The sequence below is a fragment of the Brumimicrobium sp. genome (genome assembly GCA_023957385.1).
In the GTDB taxonomy this organism is placed as follows: Bacteria; Bacteroidota; Bacteroidia; order Flavobacteriales_D; family Crocinitomicaceae; genus Brumimicrobium.
In genome coordinates, this window is record JAMLGZ010000001.1 from 2,257,625 (window position 1) to 2,278,520 (window position 20,896).

At 33.4% G+C, this 20,896-nt stretch carries 17 protein-coding genes; 12 read left to right on the top strand and 5 right to left on the bottom strand.

The features are described from left to right. Positions 1 to 65: 65 nt before the first annotated feature. Complete coding sequence (locus tag M9897_09910) at positions 66 to 1,520, top strand: VWA domain-containing protein (GenBank protein ID MCO5269197.1); 1,455 nt, start codon at positions 66 to 68, stop codon at positions 1,518 to 1,520. A 34-nt stretch (positions 1,521 to 1,554) separates the two neighbouring features. Here the strand turns inward: M9897_09910 and nadE are convergent, their stop codons facing one another. Then, entirely contained in the window at positions 1,555 to 2,337 is a 783-nt protein-coding gene (nadE, locus tag M9897_09915; protein MCO5269198.1) for an NAD(+) synthase, read from the bottom strand. 3 nt (positions 2,338 to 2,340) lie between these two features. Next, positions 2,341 to 3,150, bottom strand: a complete 810-nt coding sequence (locus M9897_09920) for a PorT family protein (protein ID MCO5269199.1) — start codon at positions 3,148 to 3,150, stop codon at positions 2,341 to 2,343. Positions 3,151 to 3,202: 52 nt separating this feature from the next. On the opposite strand from M9897_09920, the gene M9897_09925 reads away from it, so the two are divergent. Then, positions 3,203 to 4,204, top strand: coding sequence for a hypothetical protein (locus M9897_09925; protein ID MCO5269200.1), 1,002 nt, complete (start codon positions 3,203 to 3,205; stop codon positions 4,202 to 4,204). A gap of 2 nt (positions 4,205 to 4,206) precedes the next feature. Continuing rightward, complete coding sequence (gene gldC, locus M9897_09930; protein ID MCO5269201.1) at positions 4,207 to 4,554, top strand: gliding motility protein GldC; 348 nt, start codon at positions 4,207 to 4,209, stop codon at positions 4,552 to 4,554. 25 nt (positions 4,555 to 4,579) lie between these two features. Here gldC and M9897_09935 read toward each other — a convergent pair whose 3' ends face one another. Next, positions 4,580 to 5,194: a sigma-70 family RNA polymerase sigma factor gene (locus tag M9897_09935; protein MCO5269202.1), complete on the bottom strand. Its 615-nt coding sequence runs from the start codon at positions 5,192 to 5,194 to the stop codon at positions 4,580 to 4,582. After that, positions 5,185 to 6,315, bottom strand: coding sequence for a glycosyltransferase (locus tag M9897_09940; GenBank protein ID MCO5269203.1), 1,131 nt, complete (start codon positions 6,313 to 6,315; stop codon positions 5,185 to 5,187). Before M9897_09940 ends, M9897_09935 begins: the two co-directional genes overlap by 10 nt. 76 nt (positions 6,316 to 6,391) lie before the next feature. Between M9897_09940 and tgt the strand changes: the two genes are divergently transcribed. The 3 genes from tgt to M9897_09955 are packed head-to-tail and all read left to right on the top strand — an operon-like array spanning position 6,392 to position 9,319. Next, entirely contained in the window at positions 6,392 to 7,522 is a 1,131-nt protein-coding gene (gene tgt / locus M9897_09945; protein ID MCO5269204.1) for a tRNA guanosine(34) transglycosylase Tgt, read from the top strand. A 49-nt stretch (positions 7,523 to 7,571) separates the two neighbouring features. Then, the gene (locus M9897_09950) at positions 7,572 to 8,660 is read left to right on the top strand and encodes an LptF/LptG family permease (protein MCO5269205.1); all 1,089 of its coding nucleotides are present in this window, start codon (positions 7,572 to 7,574) and stop codon (positions 8,658 to 8,660) included. 50 nt (positions 8,661 to 8,710) lie between these two features. After that, positions 8,711 to 9,319, top strand: a complete 609-nt coding sequence (locus M9897_09955) for a hypothetical protein (protein ID MCO5269206.1) — start codon at positions 8,711 to 8,713, stop codon at positions 9,317 to 9,319. Between the two features lie 6 nt (positions 9,320 to 9,325). Here M9897_09955 and M9897_09960 read toward each other — a convergent pair whose 3' ends face one another. After that, positions 9,326 to 11,257, bottom strand: coding sequence for a hypothetical protein (locus tag M9897_09960; GenBank protein ID MCO5269207.1), 1,932 nt, complete (start codon positions 11,255 to 11,257; stop codon positions 9,326 to 9,328). A 136-nt stretch (positions 11,258 to 11,393) separates the two neighbouring features. Between M9897_09960 and guaB the strand changes: the two genes are divergently transcribed. From guaB to M9897_09990, 6 genes are all read left to right on the top strand, one after another. Further along, on the top strand, positions 11,394 to 12,866 hold the full coding sequence (gene guaB / locus M9897_09965; protein ID MCO5269208.1) for an IMP dehydrogenase: 1,473 nt from the start codon (positions 11,394 to 11,396) through the stop codon (positions 12,864 to 12,866). A gap of 16 nt (positions 12,867 to 12,882) precedes the next feature. Next, complete coding sequence (locus tag M9897_09970; GenBank protein MCO5269209.1) at positions 12,883 to 14,838, top strand: peptidylprolyl isomerase; 1,956 nt, start codon at positions 12,883 to 12,885, stop codon at positions 14,836 to 14,838. Next, positions 14,831 to 15,688, top strand: a complete 858-nt coding sequence (locus M9897_09975; protein MCO5269210.1) for a hypothetical protein — start codon at positions 14,831 to 14,833, stop codon at positions 15,686 to 15,688. The genes M9897_09970 and M9897_09975 overlap by 8 nt, the downstream gene beginning before the upstream one ends. After that, complete coding sequence (locus M9897_09980) at positions 15,654 to 17,030, top strand: peptidylprolyl isomerase (protein MCO5269211.1); 1,377 nt, start codon at positions 15,654 to 15,656, stop codon at positions 17,028 to 17,030. Before M9897_09975 ends, M9897_09980 begins: the two co-directional genes overlap by 35 nt. 24 nt (positions 17,031 to 17,054) lie before the next feature. After that, a complete protein-coding gene (locus M9897_09985) occupies positions 17,055 to 18,008 on the top strand; it encodes a MoxR family ATPase (GenBank protein MCO5269212.1) in 954 nt (317 codons plus the stop codon). A gap of 128 nt (positions 18,009 to 18,136) precedes the next feature. Continuing rightward, positions 18,137 to 20,716: a TonB-dependent receptor plug domain-containing protein gene (locus M9897_09990; GenBank protein ID MCO5269213.1), complete on the top strand. Its 2,580-nt coding sequence runs from the start codon at positions 18,137 to 18,139 to the stop codon at positions 20,714 to 20,716. Positions 20,717 to 20,896 lie beyond the last annotated feature (180 nt).

Genomic DNA, 20,896 nt, shown 5'->3' on the forward strand with positions numbered 1-20,896 from the left:
ATGATTTATGCGTTACAAAAAGGAAAGGGTATCTTTCCTTTTTTTGTTTATTTATAATATAAGTTATGCGATTTCTGATTATTTTATTGTTTCTATACTTAATTCCATGGAGTGGAATAAGTCAAATCGTATTTGATAAAACATCCTACGATTTTGGAGATATTTATGATAATGACACGCGTTATGTTGATTTTTACTTAAAAAATAAAACAGGTAAAGATGCTTTCATTTTGAGCGTAAAACGTCCTATGGATGTGGTTTATATTCAGAAATCCGCGCTTATTCTTCCAGACAGTTCAGGAATCATACGTTTCCAAATATCCAAGAATAGTAAAGGAAGTTTTTCATATACTATTCCTGTATTTACAAGCGATAAAAACGAGCCTACCAATATTACGTTAAAGGGAAAGATTGTAAGTTTACCTACACAAGACGTACTCACTGCGTGTCCAGACTTCAATCAACGTCCTGGAGAAGGGAATCCATTGGATTTTATCCTAACTGTAGAAACTATTGATAAAGAAACCCGTGAACCTATTGGGAAATCGGATGTAGCCATACTCCAAAATGGAAAAGCCTTAGGCAAATGGCAAACTAATTCAAAAGGAACTTTAAAGGTGAAAGTGCCCCTAGGTATCGCATATTTTTATGGAAGTCACGAAGGTTATTCACCGGATGAAAAAGGACTATACATCAATTTTAAGCAAAACCACGTGATTTTGGAGTTAGCCCGTGAGAAAGGAATTCCTCAAGAAGAACTTATAGTTGATAATCCTCCAATTAAGGAAGAATTTGAAGAACGCGTTATTGAAATTCCAAGCGACCCAATAAAAGAGGATAACATTGATTTAACCAGTATCTTCAAAAAAGATAAGGAAGATATTCCTATACAAACAACCGAAACTACAGATATTCCTATAGGTTTATCTGAGTTAGATGAAAATAACTTTGACGATACTTATTTCGATCCTATTAATGTTGTTTTTGTGATTGATGTATCTTCTTCTATGGCGCAAGGGAATCGTTTAGATTTGCTTAAATACTCCCTAAATCAACTAGTGGAAATGATACGTCCCCAAGATAAGATTGGATTAGTTTCTTATGCTGACAATGCGCAAATTCTTCTAGCGCCAACCAAAGGTGATCAAAAAGAAAAAATTATGGAGAGAGTAAAAGACTTAAAAGCATCAGGTTTTACTGCGGGTGAAGCAGGAATCAAATTAGGCTATAAACAAGTTTCAAAAGCCATGATTAAGAACGGAAGAAATCATGTAATCATTATTACTGATGGAGCATTCAATCGAAATTCTGGAAATTACAAAAAATTTATTGAGAAGAATTTTAAAAAGAAGGACATAACCTTAAGTGTTGTAGGAATCAAGAGTAATCCAAATGCCGAAGCGAATATGACAGAAGCTGCGCTACTTGGTAATGGGCGCTTCATCCTTATAAATGGATTAGAAGATGCTCAAAGAAAACTAAAACAAGAAATTCGAATTACTTCTTATAAATACAAATAGTTTATACCGACAAACTATTTTTTCAATACAACAATTATCTTTCTATCAAACAAATAGGAATAGGCTTCATCTTATGTTGATTAATTCTATGCATTCTATCATAAATAGCTTTAACCTCTCTTTGTCTTGCAGTAAGTTCAGATATATTCGTGTCAATTGAAAGATTCATAATAAATTCTAGCTCCTCATAACTAGCTCCTATTTGATCTTCATCCGATTTCTCATCTCCCCATAATCCATCTGTAGGTTTTGCATTTAGAATTTCAGGAATAATCCCTAGAAATTGGGCTAATTCAAACACTTCTGACTTATACAAGTCTCCAATTGGACTAATATCCACTCCCCCATCTCCATATTTGGTAAAAAATCCTATTCCGTAATCTTCAATTTTATTCCCTGTTCCTGTCACCAGCAATTGGTGTTCTTGTCCAACAGCATAGAGTGAAAGCATACGTAATCGAGAACGAGTATTCGCCATAGCTAATTGATTCACTCTTACATTTGAAGGGAAAACCATTTCCAATGCTGAGAATGGAGAATCCAAATTCAATTCCATCCCACGAACATTAGGATACATGTTTTCAATTGTTTCTATTTGCTTTTTGGCTCTATCATACTCAGAACTTGCTTGACGGATAGGCATATTTAACAAAATCACCTGTTGTCCTGTGCGAGCACAAAGCATAGCAACCAATGCCGAATCAACTCCTCCTGAAACTCCAACGATAAAACCATTTATAGAGGGAATATCGGCAATGTAGTGATTTAACCAATCTACGATATGATGTGCAACCCGACTGCAGTCAGATAAAGCCATAATTTAGAATAATACTGCTATTTTGAAAATTAATTGACCTTGTTTTAAGCTAGGAGCATAATATTCTCTCTCTCCCTTTTTATTATAATTATATAAAGACATTGCTTTTTCTTCATCACCAAAAACAGCTCCTTTTTGTTGGAATATTTCGGTAAATCCATAGTAATAACCTATCTCGCCAACAATAGTGGTTGTTCCTGACACATTATATTCCACACCTCCTGCCAAACCAACAGAACCTTTATAAAAATTCATTACTCCTTTGGAGCTCATAGCTTTTAATTCATTCTTATTATCTACCGCTCCATCTTTATCATATCCAATACCTTGATTGTCCATGCGGGTGCTTAATAATAAGCTATTTCTAATACCAAATTTCCCATAATATCTCATATAACCCATAAAATTAGTTTGGAACTTCAACATTACAGGAATTGACAGATAAATGCTTTTTGCTTTTCTTTCCTCTAACAAGAAACTTGCATAATCTTTACCATCCATATCTTTATAACGCAAGATATTTTTATCATTATAACTGAAATACACACTATCATTATACGTTGTTTTAAAGCTATTGAAATCAAATTCAATTCCTCCGGCTAATCCAACATTCTTTGAGAAACTCCAATCTAAAGCCATTCCTGCGATAAAATCACCACCTGGTTTAGCTTTAATAGTTGTTGTTTGCGGGATATTAAAATCCACAGCTCCACCTATAGTTATTCCAGCTAAAAATTTTTTATCTGCTGCCTCTTGGCTAAATCCCATCCAAGCAATACAAGATACAAAAACAAACGTTACTATTTTTTTCATACTTTTGAATTCTATTTTAAACAAAATTAAAAAGCAAAAATAAATATATTTTATGAGAAAGCATATCTCCTTGTGGTTAATTCTACTTCCTATCTTTTTTCTTTCTTGCCAGTCTAATCCAATTGATATTCCAATTCCAAAAAATGAGATTAATATTACGTACACTAACGTAGATCAAGTATTATCTAATGTAGGGTTGGAAGAAATTAAGAATGAAATCCCTACATTCGAAAACCAGTTAGGAGATTTGTTTTATTATGAACTAAGTCAGAATATTCAACAACAACTCAATGACTCTTCCTACATTGCTGTATATAATTTTTATCAGCAAGAGTATGTTAAGGATATAGAGATAGAAAAAAGCAAATTAGTCAAAACACTGCCCCAACACGAAGAGCAAATTAATAATGCCTTTCACTACTTTAAATATTATTTTAACTCCACTTCTATTCCCAACAACATATTCTATATCAATAAATTATTTAGCAAGATCAATTGTACAGATGCCGAAATATCTATTGGTTTAGAGAATTATATCTCACCAGAATCTTCTGTTATCAAAGCAATACCAGAAATGGAATTGCATAATTGGCAACGTCAGCGTATGGATATTCAATACCTTAAAAGAGATGTTCTTCTAAGTTGGATACAAGTTCAACTATTTGAAGAAATAGATGGAAATTTAGCCGAACATCTCATCCAAGCTGGTAAAATATTATATGTATTAAATGCCGTATTTCCGAAAGAATCCGAAGCATATATTTTGCGTTACAATGAGAAAGAATACAAATGGGCCATTGAAAACGAAGCGATGACATGGGATTACCTTGTGCGAGAAGAAATGTTATTTAGCAATAATCTACAAACAAAGATGAATTTCTTAAATGAGGGACCAAAAACTGTAGGATTACCAGATAGCTCTCCTGACCGAATCGGACAATTCATCGGTTATCGTATTGTAAAAAACTATATGCTTAAAAACAAATCATTATCTTTGCAGCAATTGTTAAAAACGAAATACAACAAAATATTACAAACATACGAGATTCAATAGTTATGAGTGATGATAAAATTGTAAAAACATCTGAGATATCTGTTAAGGTTGGAACAAATGTAAATAATGTTCCCTTGAGAATGATGTGGTCTGCCAGCGATGCAAATATTGAAAATAGCGAGGCTGGAGCTATGTTCTTATCTATTTGGGATCCAAAAGAAAAGAATACCTTGAAGGTGGACTTATGGACAAAAGATTTGACTGTAGATGAAATGAAACAATTTTTTCATCAAACACTCATGACAATGGCTGATACTTTTGAAAATGCAACTGGAGAGAAAAATATCACGGAAGATTTACGTGATTACTGCTTCCATTTTGCTGAAAAAATGGATTTACTTCCTGAATAGAAAGAAGATTTTTTCTAACAGATACTTAAATATTATCTTTTGTATTTTCCATAATGTTTGCGAGAAATTCGCGCGCACGGAAAAGTTGGGCTTTCACTGTTCCTAAAGGTAAATCAAGTTCTTCTGCTATTTCTTCATAAGACAATTCTAGGAAATAGCGTTTTACAATTAAATCTTTATAGCGTGGTTTCAATTTATCTACCACAGCCCTCATTGCTTTTACTTTTTGATTCTTAATATATTCTTCTTCTGGATCTGGAGTATCACCTGCAATATCAATTTGAACACTATCTCCGTCATGGTTAATATAAGCATTATCTATAGAAAGCAAATTGATTCTTTTTTTACGTATAAAATCAATACAATTATTAGATGCAATTTTAAATAACCATGTACTAAATGCATAATTAGGAGAATACTGATGAATACGATGAAAAGCCTTTCCAAATGCTTCTATTGTTAAGTCTTCTGCATCATTCGGATTCTTCACCATTTTCAAGAGCATAAAATAAACAGACTCGCGGTATCTACCCATTAATTCAGCAAAAGCCATTTGGTCACCTGCTTTTGCTCGATCAACTATAACGAGATCTTTTTTCCCTTTTTCGGATAGGTTATCTTCTGGTTCTGTTATTTCCATTTCTTTTTGGTAGTTTTATTTGCTTTAAAATAGATGATAGGGGCAAAAAAAGCGTAGAAAAAATCCCAAAATAAGATACTTCCCATAAATGATTTTTGCTCTAACCTTTTAAATGCCATTCCTAAAACAATCCATTTTACACTAATTAGTACACCTATTAAACCAATTGTAAACCAATTAAACCAGTTTAACACTAGCAAAGGAACAAAAGAAAGAAATAACAAAATCACTGAAAGTGGATATATTCCTAACAATAGTTTTTTAATAAGTGGATAACGAGGAGCTGTTGTAAGGTGTCTGCCTTTTTGACTCATCCAGTTTTCCCATGTGATTTCAGGCTCTGAATAACAGAATGAATCAGGCGATAAGGAAATTGTATAGTTTTTATTTTTAACTACTTCTTGGATAAATAAATCGTCATCTCCTGAAGCAATGGTATAATGCATTTTAAACCCACCATTTGTCATAAACAAATCCTTGGTATATGCTAAATTCCTCCCAACTCCCATATATGGAATTCCTGCCTTCGCATAAGAAAGATAATTTAGCGCAATAAAAGTAGTGTCTATTCGTATCCATTTATTTAAAAAACCTTCCTTCTTTTCATAAGGCGCATATCCTAGCACAATCGATTTCTGTTCTGAATACTTAGCAGCCATTTCTCGAATCCAGGAAGAAGAAGTTGGTCTGCAATCAGCATCTGTAAATAAAAGGTTTTCATATTTAGCCCCTTTTACTCCAAGGGTGATAGGCAATTTCTTTCCATACATTAAATGCGTACTATCCTGAATGTCAATAATTCTTAAATTAGGATAACGTTTTTCAAAATCTTTGAGAATGTATAATGTACTATCCCTCGATTGATGGTTAATTACAATTACTTCAAATTCGGGGTAATTTTGCTCTAAAATAGCTGGAAGAAATTCTTGCAAATTCTCTTCTTCATTTTTTGCTGCAATAATCACACTAATAGGAGGTAAAGTTTCATTATTTTTTTCTTTATGAATTACAATTCTCAAATAGAAGAAAAGCAACCAAAATAATTGCACAAATACTAACAACCACACCACGTAGTTCCCTACACTTTGATTTAAATCTGAAAAATCAGGAAAGATTTCCATTCGTTTACTTTTATACAAAGATGGGAACTTGATTAAATACAATTATCTTTGTGCCTTTCATTTTTTCAACATATTTATGCACTTTGAATTAATTCATCAAAATAAAGACACAAAAGCAAGAGCGGGAAAACTTGTAACAGATCACGGAGTGATTGAAACGCCAATCTTTATGCCAGTAGGAACAGTGGGGTCTGTAAAAGGCGTTCATCAATTTGAAGTAGAGAACGAAATTAAAGCTCAAATAATTTTAGGTAACACCTACCATTTGTTTTTGCGCCCCAGAACTGATATTTTAGAAGCAGCTGGAGGTTTACACCAATTTATAAACTGGAATAAGCCAATCTTAACAGATAGTGGTGGTTATCAAGTATATTCCATGTCTAGCAGTCGAAAAATCAACGAAGAAGGAGTGAAATTCCAATCCATTGTTGATGGTAGTTATCATTTTTTTACACCTGAAAGAGCCATTGACATTCAACGTTCTATTGGAGGCGATATTATCATGGCTTTTGATGAGTGTACTCCTTTCCCTTGTGACTATCAATACGCAAAAGATTCGATGAAAATGACACACCGTTGGTTAGATAGATGCGTGCAACGCATGAAAGAAACTGAACCTAAATATGGATATGAACAAACTCTTTTCCCTATCGTTCAAGGAAGTGTTTATAAAGATTTAAGAGAAGAATCTGCCAAGTATATAGCTGATACTGAAGCTATCGGAAATGCAATAGGAGGATTGTCTGTCGGTGAACCAGAAGAACAGATGTATGAATTTACCGAAATAGTGTGTGACATCCTTCCAAAAGAAAGACCTCGCTATCTAATGGGTGTAGGAACTCCAGTTAACTTATTAGAAGGAATCTCTCTTGGGATCGATATGTTTGATTGCGTGATGCCCACACGTAATGCGCGCCATGGCATGTTATTCACTTCCCAAGGTATCATTAATATCAAGAATAAAAAATGGGAAAAAGATTTCTCACCTTTAGATCCAAACGGAACTTCATTGGTTGATCAGTTTTATACTAAAGCCTATCTTCACCATTTGGTGAAAGCAAAAGAAAACTTAGCCATACAAATCGCCTCGATACATAATCTAGCATTCTATTTAGCTTTAGTTAAAGAAGCTAGGGAAAGAATATTAAATGATACATTTGGTGAGTGGAAAAAACAAAAAGTGAAGATTTTAGCGGAAAGATTGTAAATTTGGATATTAGATTTCTATATGCTATTGAAATGATTATGTAAAATAGATGCTCAAGATTTTAGATCGGTATATTATTAAAAAGTATTTAGTTACATTCTTCTTTATGTTGGGTGTAATTATGTTATTAGCTATGGTCTTTGATTTAGCAGAACGACTTACTGAATTTCTAGAGAAAGGCGCCTCAATCAAAGCGATAATTTTTGAATACTACCTCAATTTTGTCATTTATTTTGGAAATTTATTTTCTCCTCTTATTGTATTTGTTTCCGTAATCTGGTTTACTGCCAAATTAGCTCAGAACACCGAAATAATCCCCATGTTAAATAGTGGACGCCCTTTCAGAAGAATCTTGCGCCCCTACATGATTGGTGCTACCATTCTCATGTTAATTTCTCTCTTACTCAATCACTACGTATTACCCATTTCCAATAGAGCAAGATTGGCTTTCGAAGAAGATTATTATAGAAATATCCGAACTGTTAATGATTATTTTGCTGAGTATCCTGGGCATCAAATTGTTTATTTTGATTCCTATCGATCTGACATGAACAGAGCGTTAGGCTTTATTATTGAGCAACGTGATGAAAAGGATAATTTAATATCTATTTTAAAAGCAAGTGAAGCTATCAATACAGACAGCACAAATTCATGGAAATTAATCGGTTATCACATCCGATACATAGGGAATCCAAATGACAAACTAGTTTATCCTGAAATCTCTGGGCAAGAATTAGATACTGTATTTCCCTTTAAACTCAATGACATGGCTCAACGTGAATCTGTAGCTATGACGATGGGATATAAAGAACTTAAAGAATTTATTCGAAAAGAGAAACTAAAAGGATCTGCAGAAATCCCCTTCTATGAGATAGAACTTTATCAACGTACTTCCTTTCCTTTTGCCACGTATGTACTTACATTAATTGGCATGGCTGTCTCTTCCAAAAAGTCCAGAGGAGGAATAGGGGCAAATATTGCCGTAGGGCTATTCTTGGCTTTTACCTTTATTTTTGCAATGAAAGTGTTTACTGTTGCCGCAGAGAATGTTGGATTCCCTGCTTTCATTGCCGTCTGGATTCCTAATATCATTTTTGGCATACTCGGACTTTTCTTATATCGCTTGGCTCCAAAATAGTGTTTGTAACCTTTTCTTCACTCATCTCTCTAATTGTGAAAACAATTAATATGAAAACAACATTTACACTTCTGATTTTGCTTATTTCACTAACTTCAACTGGAATAAATGCACAATATAAATATGAAACCAATTATGATTTTCTTGTGAAGAAACAACAAATTGGAAAAAGCGGTATGATTGCATATACCTCTTGGTCTAGTGTTAATATGGCAGGAGGAATAGCCGCTTGGGCACTAGGCAAGGGAGAAGTTAAATATTTTGGTCAGATGAACGTGCTATGGAGCGCTATCAACATAGGAATAGCTATTCCTGGATTATTAGGTTCTTACAAAGCAGTAGATGCAAATGTTCCAACTGGAAAAATGATAAAGATGCAATATTCAAGTGAACAAACATTTCTTATCAACGGAGGACTTGACTTTTTATATGTTGGAACTGGGGCTTTTTTACGTGGAATAGCTAGTAAATATCCGAAACATCAAGATATGCTAAATGGTTATGGAGATTCATTTTTAATTAATGGAGCTTTTCTACTTTTCTTTGATTTTATTCAATATTTTCGCCATAGTCATCAACGAAAAAATGCCGATAATTTATTTTTAGATAAAATATCCTTAAGCGATACAGGAATAGGCTTAAAATACAGTTTCAACTAAAGAGTTCTATATTTTCTTACCAACAAACTGAATAATCAAATAAAGCATAAGTATTCCTATAGTTAAAGTAATCCAGACAGGGACACCTAAGGCAACAGGGATAATTCCTATAAATAAAGATATTAATCCAACGGTAATAGCATAAGGCATCTGTGTTTTTACATGCTGAATATGATTACAAGAACTAGCCATACTACTCAAAATAGTCGTGTCTGAGATAGGAGAACAATGGTCGCCCAACACCGAACCTGCTAAAACAGAAGCAATAGTTATATGTAAAATCATCATTTCTGAATAATTTGGATCATTCAATGCTACTGTATAAGACAATGGAATCACCAAAGGATACATCAGAGCCATAGTACTCCACGAAGAACCTGTCGAGAAAGAAATAAATCCAGATAGAATAAAAGTCAATGCTGGAATCACCCACGTATGCGAAAAATCAGCATCGAAGAAGGTTTGTAAATATTGAGCTGTAGAAAGTGCCTCAGTTGTACCTGCTAAAGACCATGCTAAAATTAAAATAATCATAGTAGATAGCATAGAATTAAATCCAACAACTACCGTTTCCATTGTGTCCTTTAGAGTCATTATTCGTGGAATCACAGTAAGTAAAATAGCTACACCTAAACCTGTTAAAGAAGCCCATAGCAAAGCTACAAATGAATTAGAATTACCTATAACCAATCCTAATTTGGTGAAAAAACTAGCGTACGAACCATCAGCCATCGTAATAGCGCTCCATGTTCCTTTACTAACATCCACCCCATTTGCAAGCATTTCTGTGTGCATAGATGACATTCCAGTATATAGCAAACCTACTAAAGTTCCAAATACAATGATAGCAATAGGAATAATTGCATTATATGATTTTGGTTTAACAGAATCTGCTGGCTCTAATTTTTGTAACTCAGAGCTTGATATAGTTTCTTCATTAATCCCTTCCTCTTTAGCTTTTACCTCAGCTTTATACATAGAGCCATAATCTCGCTGTCTATATATTAAAATAAACATAAATACAAGAGTAAATATTGAATAGAAAGCATATGGTAATGAGTTCATAAAAATACTATATGCACTTTCTACGAATTTAACTCCCTTAGCAGCTTCTATTTCTTTTACTCCATCAGAAATATACGTTAGCTCAGCTCCAATCCATGTAGTAATAAAGGCAGTAGCAGCCACAGGAGCAGCTGTAGAATCTACGATATAGGCTAATTTTTCACGTGATATTTTTAGTTTATCTGTAATAGGTCTCATCGTATTACCGACAACTAATGTGTTTGCATAATCGTCAAAGAATATGGCAATACCTAAGATATAAGCAGTCATCGATCCTGATCGGCGAGTTTTAGCAAACTTAGCCAAGTGACTCACCACTCCTCTCATACCACCATTTTTAGATATAACAGCTACAATAGAGCCAATGAGCATAGAGAATAAAATAACTGCTAAATGTTCTTCATTAAAAAGCGCATTCAAAATATAAGTATCCAACACAGATAGAAAAGCTGTAAAAAAGCCCGATGCTCCATCTGCATATACACCGATAATTGCAGCACCAACGAAAATACCTATAAATAATGAGGATATAACTTCTTTAAAAATGAGTGCCAACGCAATTGCAATTAAAGGAGGCAAAACAGATAACCATCCAGGTATTAAAAGTGGATAATTATAGGAAGTAGAACTATCTTTAAACTGAATCTTATCGTCTTTTAGCGTTATAGTTCCTTTATAGAAACCATCTCTTTCTATTAACGGTATTATTTCATTATTTAAGGTAATAACCTCCAATGTATCTTCCGTATAAACCCGAATATCTGTTGGGACATTTTTTAATACAACCTGTGGGAACTCAACTTGTGTAGCATAGACTGGACTATTAAAAACAAGCACCATTACAGTGATTAGTAGTAAAAAGTAATTTTTCATTGACACTAATTTCAGGTTTCGAATATAAGAATTATCACAATTTAACAGATTTTATCAATAGAAAATATTTGTAATAAGCACATAAGAATTTAATTTTTGTATTTTTGCACGAATTTATTCATTAAAATAAGTTCAAATGGCATTTCGAGACATAAACAGCATAAGAGAAGCACTAACATTTGACGATATCCTACTCGTCCCAGCTCATTCTGAGGTATTACCAAAAGATGTATCTTTGAAAAGCAGAATCTCCAAAAACATTACAGTAAATACGCCTATTCTTTCTTCAGCAATGGACACGGTTACAGAATCAGCCATGGCAATAGCTATAGCTCAAAATGGTGGAATTGGTGTAATTCATAAAAACATGAGCATCGAAGAACAAGCTTTTGAAGTTAGAAAAGTAAAACGTTCTGAGAGCGGAATGATTATAGATCCTATTACTTTAGATGAAAAAGCATTGGTAAAAGATGCTTTGGCTTTAATGAAAGAATATAAAATTGGAGGAATTCCTGTAGTAAACGAAAGTAAAAAGTTAATTGGAATCGTTACTAACAGAGATTTACGTTTTGAAAAAGCAAAAGAACGCCCAATTATTGAAGTAATGACAAAAGATCGATTGATTGTAACTACAGATTCAACCGATTTACATACGGCAGAAGAAATTCTCCAAGAACATAAGATTGAGAAATTACCTGTTGTAGATAAGGATTATAAGTTAATAGGCCTTATCACATACAGAGATATTATCAAAGTAAAAGAGCATCCAAATTCTTGTAAAGATGACTTAGGTCGCTTACGCGTTGCAGCAGCCGTTGGGGTTACAACTGATACCATGGAAAGAGTAGATGCCTTAGTAGCTGCTGGTGTAGATGCTATTGTGATTGACACCGCTCATGGGCATACGCAAGGCGTTGTTGAGAAATTAAAAGCAGTAAAAGCTAAACATAAAAATATCGACGTTATTGTAGGTAATATCGCTACTGGTGAGGCCGCTAAATTTTTAGTAGATGCTGGTGCTGACGCCGTGAAAGTAGGGATCGGACCTGGTTCTATTTGTACAACACGCGTAATTGCAGGTGTAGGTGTACCTCAAATTACAGCAATCAATGATGTAGCGAAAGCTCTACTTGGTACTAATATTCCAATTCTCGCTGACGGAGGTATTCGCTATACAGGAGATATTGTAAAAGCTATTGCTGCTGGAGCTGATGCTGTTATGCTAGGTTCTATGTTCGCTGGAACAGATGAATCTCCAGGAGATACTATTATATATCAAGGAAGAAAATTCAAAACATACAGAGGTATGGGATCTTTAGAAGCCATGGAAAAAGGGTCAAAAGACCGTTATTTTCAGGCAGATCAAGCTGATTCAAAAAAACTAGTTCCAGAAGGAATTTCAGGAAGGGTTCCATACAAAGGAAACGTAGAAGAAGTAGTATATCAAATCATTGGAGGATTACGTGCCGGAATGGGATACTGTGGAGCTAAAAATATCGAACATTTAAAAGGCGCAGAATTTGTAAGAATCACCAACGCCGGTATGGTTGAGTCGCATCCACACGATGTATCAATCACTAGAGAAGCACCTAATTATAGTATTAAATAACATTATCAAATCAATTATGTATTTTAAATTATTATTTTTTATTGCAGCTGGATTTATCTCCTTCCATGCGTTTACTCAAAAAGTAAAAGAACCTATTGTAATGACTATCGACGGAAATTCAATCACTAAAGAAGAATTTCTTCGAGTTTATCTTAAAAATAACGAGCACCCTAAATACGACCAAGCTTCTTTGGATGAATATATGGAGTTATTTAAAAACTTTAAACTAAAAGTAGCAGAGGCTGAAGCTTTAGGTTACGATACTCTACCTGCATTAGTTAAAGAATTAAAAGGGTACGATGAGCAGCTAGCAAAACCATACTTAATTGATTCTTCTAAAACTAATGATTTGGTCAAAGAAGCATACAACCGTATGAAATATGAAATCCGCGCTTCACATATTTTAATAAAAGTAGCTCCAAACGCATCTCCTGCCGATACATTAAAGGCATATAACAAGGCGATAGAATTAAGAAATAAAATTTTAAAAGGAGAAAATTTTGGAGATGTTGCAGCTCGCTTTTCTGAAGATCCTTCTGCAAAGGATAACAAAGGAGATTTAGGATTCTTTACAGTTTTTCAAATGGTATATCCTTTTGAATCTGCAGCTTACAGTCTAAAACAAGGAGAAATTTCTATGCCTATACGTTCTAGTTATGGATATCACTTAATACAATCAACTGACAAAAGAGATGCTAGAGGAACTATAACTGCCGCTCATATTATGATTGCTTTTACTAAGAATCCAGAAAGATCTGAAATAGAGCAGGCAAAAGCAAAAATCGACGAAGTCTATCAAAAACTTAAAGAAGGAGAACCTTTTGAGAAACTAGCTAGATTATACTCAGATGATCAGGGAAGTAAAAATAGTGGCGGACAATTGCCAGCATTTGGAACAGGTACTACCCAACGTATGATTGGAGTATTTGAAGACGCTGCTTTCGCCCTTAAAAATGACGGAGATTATTCAGAACCTTTCCAAACAGATTTCGGCTTTCACATTGTAAAACGTATAGAATATAAACCTTTAGATAGCTTTGAAAATTTACAAGCAGATATCTTACAAAAAGTAAAAAAAGGTGACCGTGGAAAATTGTCTGAAGAAGCATTCATTTCAAACCTAAAAAAAGCAAATAAGTTTAAAGACAATAGCAAAAAGAACTTAACTTGGTTCTATAACAACATTGACAGTACCATATTTACAAAAGGATGGAATGCTCCTACCCTATCAAAAAACAGCTGGTTATTCCAATACAATAAAAAGAAATATGATATGCAATCATTCTTAGATTATTTAGCAAATGGAACATACCGCAATAAAATGCCTATCCACTCCTTTGTAGATTACTATTATGAACAATGGCAATCTCAACAAATCATGAATGATGAAAAGGATAAATTAGTTGAAAAATATCCAAGTTACAAAGCTTTATTACAAGAATATCATGATGGTGTACTATTATATGAAATAATGAAAGACAAAGTTTGGGATAAAGCCATTAAGGACACCACAGGCTTGCAAGAGTTTTATAACAAAAATATCAGTAAATACCAATGGCCACAACGTGTGAAAGCTATTATTTATTCGTCTGATAAAAAAAGTATGGTTGAAGAAGCTAATAAACTAAGTGCTATAGATACTCTGACTATGAGCGATATCAAGAATCAAATCAACACCGATTCACAGTTAAATATTGCTGCAGAAGAAGGGAAGTATATCCAAAACAACAATAGTATTCTCTCTTCTGTAACATTAAAAGAAGGTGCTAATGAGATTTTCCAATCAGGGGATAAATACTACTTTATTATGGTAGAGGAAATTATACCCGCGGGACCAAAACAATTGAATGAAGCAAAAGGTGAAATTATTCAAGATTATCAAAAATATTTGGAAGATTCTTGGTTAAAAGAACTAAATCAAAAACATAGTGTTACAATTAATAAAGATGTTCTTTACAGTATAGGTGAATAATCTTTTACCATATCGATCTTTAAAGGTTGCTTTTTTAGGCAGCCTTTTTCTGTTTTTTACTTCTTGTACAAACGGAAATGATTATCCTATCTGCAAAATTGGTAATTCAGTTCTAACCATATCAGAATTAAATAAACGTATAGAACTTTATTACCCTAATCTAGAAGAAAATGAAGCTCAAAAATTGGCAATTGAGCAATGGGCAAATCAACAGCGAATTTTACTCGAGATGGAGGATAATATGCCTAAAGAACTCATGGAACAGAAAGTGAAATTAGATGAAGACCTTTTACAATTGAATCTATACACGCTTGAAAACAAATATATTAGCGAAAATCTAGATACTGTTATCTCAGAAAAGGCCATTCAAAACTATTATGATCAGCACCGAGACAATTACAAAAGAGAAAGCTATATAGTTCGTGCTCTTTACATGAAAATTCCAGATACCATCGCTAAAATCATTAATGCTGATAAATATTACCTTTTAAAAGATAGCAAAGACTTTAATGAAATTAATAAAATTGGTAATTTATATGCTACCAGTTTTTACCTTGAGCAAAACAGATGGATTTATTTTGAAGATTTGATGCGAGAAATCCCTATCTCAACTAGCCAAAAAGAAGATCTTATCCGCAATCAACGTCATGCCATCTTTTTTGAAAATGGAGAAACTCACTATGTAAATATTTTGGATTATAAAACAAAGAGTATTACTTCACCGTTACAAGTTGAGCGTGCAAAGATTAAACAACATATTTTAACAATACGTTCCAATCAATTACGAGAAGAAGCTAAAGTAATAATATTAAATAATGTCAGAAAAAAGTATCCTATTGATTTTTATTAGTCTTATTTCTATTCAGTTAGGAAAGACTCAAATTATTGATGACAACACTTCCAAAGGAGGTAGTGTAATTGATAAAGTTATTGCCCAGGTGGGCAATCAACCTATCTATCTTTCAGAAATTGAAGCAGAAAAGATTCAACTAAAAAATGAAGGTCAAACAATAAATGAAAACTCTAATTGTACAATATTAGAAGAGAATTTATACCAAAAACTGCTGCTTAATCAATCTAAGATTGATAGTATTAAGATCACTGATGAGCAGGTAAATGCAGAGATGGAGAATAGATTAAGAACCATTGAGCATCAAATTGGAGGTCGTGAAAAATTAGAAAAATTTTATGGTAAAAGTTATACACAAATAAAGGATGAATTTAGAGAAGATATTCGGAATAGAATGCTTGCTCAAGAAATGGAACGACAAGTAGTAGAGCATGTAGAAGTGAGCCCAAAAGAAGTTGAAGAGTTTTTTAATAAAATACCTGAAGACAGTCTCCCATTCATAAACGAAAACATTTCTATTCAACAAATTGTGATTTACCCTAAAATTTCACAAACTAGTATTGATGCTGTAATTACAAAGCTTAGAAAATGGAGAGAGGAGGTGATTTCTGGTGAAAAGTCTTTTGCAACGCTTGCAACTGTTTATTCCGAAGATCTAGGTAGTGCTCGAGATGGAGGAAAGATTGAAGCAACTCGTGGAATGATGGTAAAACCTTTTGAAGCAGCCGCATTTGCTCTTAATCCAGGAGAAGTATCAGATGTCGTTCAAACTCAATATGGATACCACTTGATACAATTGCTTGAACGCAAAGGTGATGATTATACTGTTCGTCATATTCTGCTATCTCCTGAAATTGGAAGAAAAGAATTAGGTGATGCTGCTACATTACTGGATGAATGTCATGCTAAATTAATGAAACATGAAATCACATGGGATCAAGCTGTAGCAGAATATTCTGAAGATGAAGAAACAAAACAAAACCAAGGAATCATAACTAATCCATATACGGGTGAACAGTTTTGGGACGTTGCTAATATCAACCAAATAGACCCTCAAATTTTTGAAATAACAAACGGACTAAATGTTGGACAAATTTCTAACCCTGCATTATTCACAGATATGATGAATCGAAAAGAAGGAGTTAGAATTGTACGAATTAAAAACAGAACAAACCCTCACAGAGCAAATCTTCTGGACGATTATAGCTTCATCAAAAAAGCAGCCGAAAATCAAAAGAAAACTACCACAATTACTGATTGGGTGAACAAGAAGATTAAAAAAACATATATTCGTATTGATAAAAACTATGTGGATTGTGATTTTATTTACAATTGGAAATAAATAATAAACTATAATTCTTATACCATGTCTGATGTTGAAAAATTGAATCAATTAATTGCAAAATCAAAAGAACTTAAAACAGAAGTTCATAAAATCATCGTAGGTCAGGAAGAAGTAGTTGACCAAGTGCTTATTTCTATATTCTCACGAGGACACTGTTTATTAGTTGGTGTTCCTGGACTTGCGAAAACTTTATTAGTAAACACCATAGCGCAATCTCTTGGCTTAAGTTTTAACCGTATCCAATTTACTCCAGATTTAATGCCTTCTGACATTATTGGTTCTGAGATTTTAAATGAAAACAGAGCATTTCAATTTGTGAAAGGACCTTTATTTAGTAATATTATTTTGGCGGATGAGATTAACCGTACTCCTCCTAAAACACAATCGGCATTATTAGAAGCCATGCAAGAAAGAAAAGTAACAGCAGCTGGTAAAACCTATCCGCTTCCTCAACCTTTCTTTGTATTAGCTACTCAAAATCCAATCGAACAAGAAGGTACTTATCCATTACCAGAGGCTCAGCTTGACCGATTTATGTTTAATATTTGGGTAGATTATCCCACTTTTGAAGAAGAAATTCAAATTGTAAAAGGAACCACACAAGATAAACATATTGAAATTAAACAAATCATGAGTGGAGAGGAAATTATGCAATTACAATCTCTCATCCGAGAAATCCCAGTTGCCGATAATGTATTGGAATATGCAGTTCGCTTAGTCGCTAAAACACGTGTTAACGATGCTTCTTCTCCTAAAATAACCAAAGACTTTATCTCATGGGGTGCAGGACCCAGAGCTTCTCAATATCTAATTATTGGGGCTAAGTGCCATGCTGCTCTAAACGGAAAATATGCACCTGATATTGAAGATGTAAAAGCTGTTGCAAAGCCTATATTAAGACATCGAATAGTCCGTAATTACAAAGCAGAGGCAGAAGGGTATTCTATGGATAGAATTATTGAAGAACTTTTATAATTCATGTACATACCATTTTTGACTTCTCAACGTTAATTGGATAAACTCAACTCTACATGCGGGGATTTGGAATAGTTATTTTATTTACATTTTTCACAGTATTTAGCTTTGCTCAGATGGGCACTGTTATGGGGAAAATTGTAGATAAAACGAATAAAGGTTTCCCCAATATTCAAGTTACAATCATTACACAAGACAATAGTAAACACCAAACTACAACCAACATAGAAGGAGATTTCTCACTCAAAGTTCCTCCAGGCAAACATCAATTAATCTATAAAGAAGATGAGAGCAATAAACTTATAGATATTGAAGTTCAAGAAGGTCAAATTCTAAAGCTTGATAAAATCAAATTAAATATACAATACCTTGAAGGAGTTGATGTCTCAGGTAAAAGCAAAGATTTATCCATAAATGAATTGCCTGTTATTGAAATACACCAAATTCCTGGCCCCACAAATAGTGTTGAAAAGTATATTACTTATACAACAGCAGCATCTTCAAACAATGAATTAACAAGTAATTACAATGTTCGTGGAGGTAGTTATGACGAAAATCTTATCTATGTAAATGGTTTTGAAATTTATCGACCATTTTTAACCCGTAGCGGAGAGCAAGAAGGAATGAGTTTTATCAATCCAAACTTAGTTGAAAGTATTGCATTTAGTGCTGGTGGATTTACAGCTAATTATGGAGACAGATTAAGTTCTGTACTAGATATTACTTACCGCTCTCCTACTGCATTTCATGGCTCTTTTGACGCATCAATGCTCGGTGTAAGTGCGCACGTTGAAGACAAGGTAGGAGCTCGTTTTAATTTTTTAGCAGGTGGTAGATACCAGAATAAAGGGTATTTGCTTAATGCACTTCCCATTAAAGGAACTTACAAACCTGTTTTTTATGATTTTCAATTACTTACTAATTTCTATATTAAAGAAAATTTGGTTTGGAGTGTATTAGGTCATTTCTCTTCCAACAATTATAATTTTGCTCCCGAAACACAGGAAACCAAACTAGGAACAATAAATAATCCCTTGAGTTTTAAAGTTTATTTTGAAGGGCAAGAAAGAACAAAATTCCAAACAATCACAGGAGCTACCTCATTAAAATGGCAGGCTAATAAAAGAACCAATATTGCTTTATATGCTCAGATATTCAACACAGATGAACGTGAAAATTTTGATATCTTAGGTGAATATTATATCAATGAACTTGAAAAAGATCCTGCTAAAGAAGAATACGGAGATTCTATAGGAACGCTTGGTGTTGGAGCTTATCTCAACCATGCTAGAAACCAATTAAAAGCTACCATTTATTCTCTCCGCTTAGAAGGTGGGTACCAATTCTTAAAGATTAGCGAAGATGGACTAGATCATGATAAAAAAGGAAAAATAGACTGGGGAATAAATGGACAATATGAGGACTTTAAAGATGTTATAAGTGAATGGGGACTTATAGATTCAGCAGGATATAGTTTACCACAAACTAATCCTTATGAAGTTACTCTAAAAGATGTGATTAAAGCAAACAATACTCTATCAACATTCAGAACTAGTGGATTTATACAATACAGTCAAACTTTTGATAAAGTCAAAGAATTATATCCTATCTCAATCAAGGTCAAGAAGAAAGATGAATCAGGTACCAAAGTAAAATATACATTTAAAGACACTGTTGAAAATTCTCGTTCTCAATTTGCATTCAACACAGGTGTACGTATGGGATATACTGCTTTTAACCATGAATTTTATGTAACTCCTCGAGCCATGGTAAGTTATTTTCCAAGAGTTTATTATTTAGATAAAGAAGAAACATTAAAGAAAAGATATATCCGAATCTATGCAGGAACTGGATTATATTACCAACCTCCTTTTTATCGTGAATTACGTCGTTTTAATGGTGAATTATATACTGACACTAAAAGTCAAAAATCCTTCCATTTTGTAGCTGGTACAGAGTTTACCTTTAACATGTGGGACAGAAAAACTCCATTTAAACTTACGAGTGAATTGTTTTACAAATATATGTGGGATGTGAATCCATATTACATTGATAATGTGCGTTTACGCTACTTCGCTGAAAATAATGCTATTGGGCATGCATACGGTATGGATTTTCAATTAAACGGTGAATTTATTGATGGTGTACAATCCTTCTTCAAATTAGGTCTATTAAGAAGCATAGAAGATCTTAATAATGATGATTATTATACCTATTATAATTCTGATGGTGAAAAAATTATCCCCGGATACACTTTTAACAATGTACCCACTGATAGTATATTAAATTCTCCTGGATTTATTCCTAAACCAACTGATCAATGGGTAACATTTGCTACCCTATTTCAAGATAGAATGCCTAAACTCGAACAATTAACCGCTCAGTTAGGGCTACATTTTGGATCTAAATTACCGTATGGTCCCCCTGGTCATGAACGCTACAAAGATGTTCTACGTCAGAAAGCTTATTTTCGTGTAGATATAGGTTTTGGATGGGATTTTCTTTATAAGAAACCAAATCGGGAAACAAGAAAAAAAATGTTTCGCCCTTTTACCGATATACGACTTAATTTTGAAATTTTTAATCTTCTCGGATTTAAAAATGTACTTTCTCAACAATGGGTACAAGATACAGAAGGAAGATATATTGCTATCCCTAATTATCTTACGCAAAGAAGGTTTAATTTAAAATTAATAATTCGTTGGTAACAATCTAAAGCCAATTAAAAATAAAATATCCCATTTACCCTTCTATTTAGCCTTTCATCAATTTGTGATTTTAAAATCTTATTAACTACATTCAAAATCATATATTTAGAATAATTTTTAAACGAAAAAATAAATAAAATTGACCCACCATTTGGGCAACCAATTAGAATGAATTTCGTT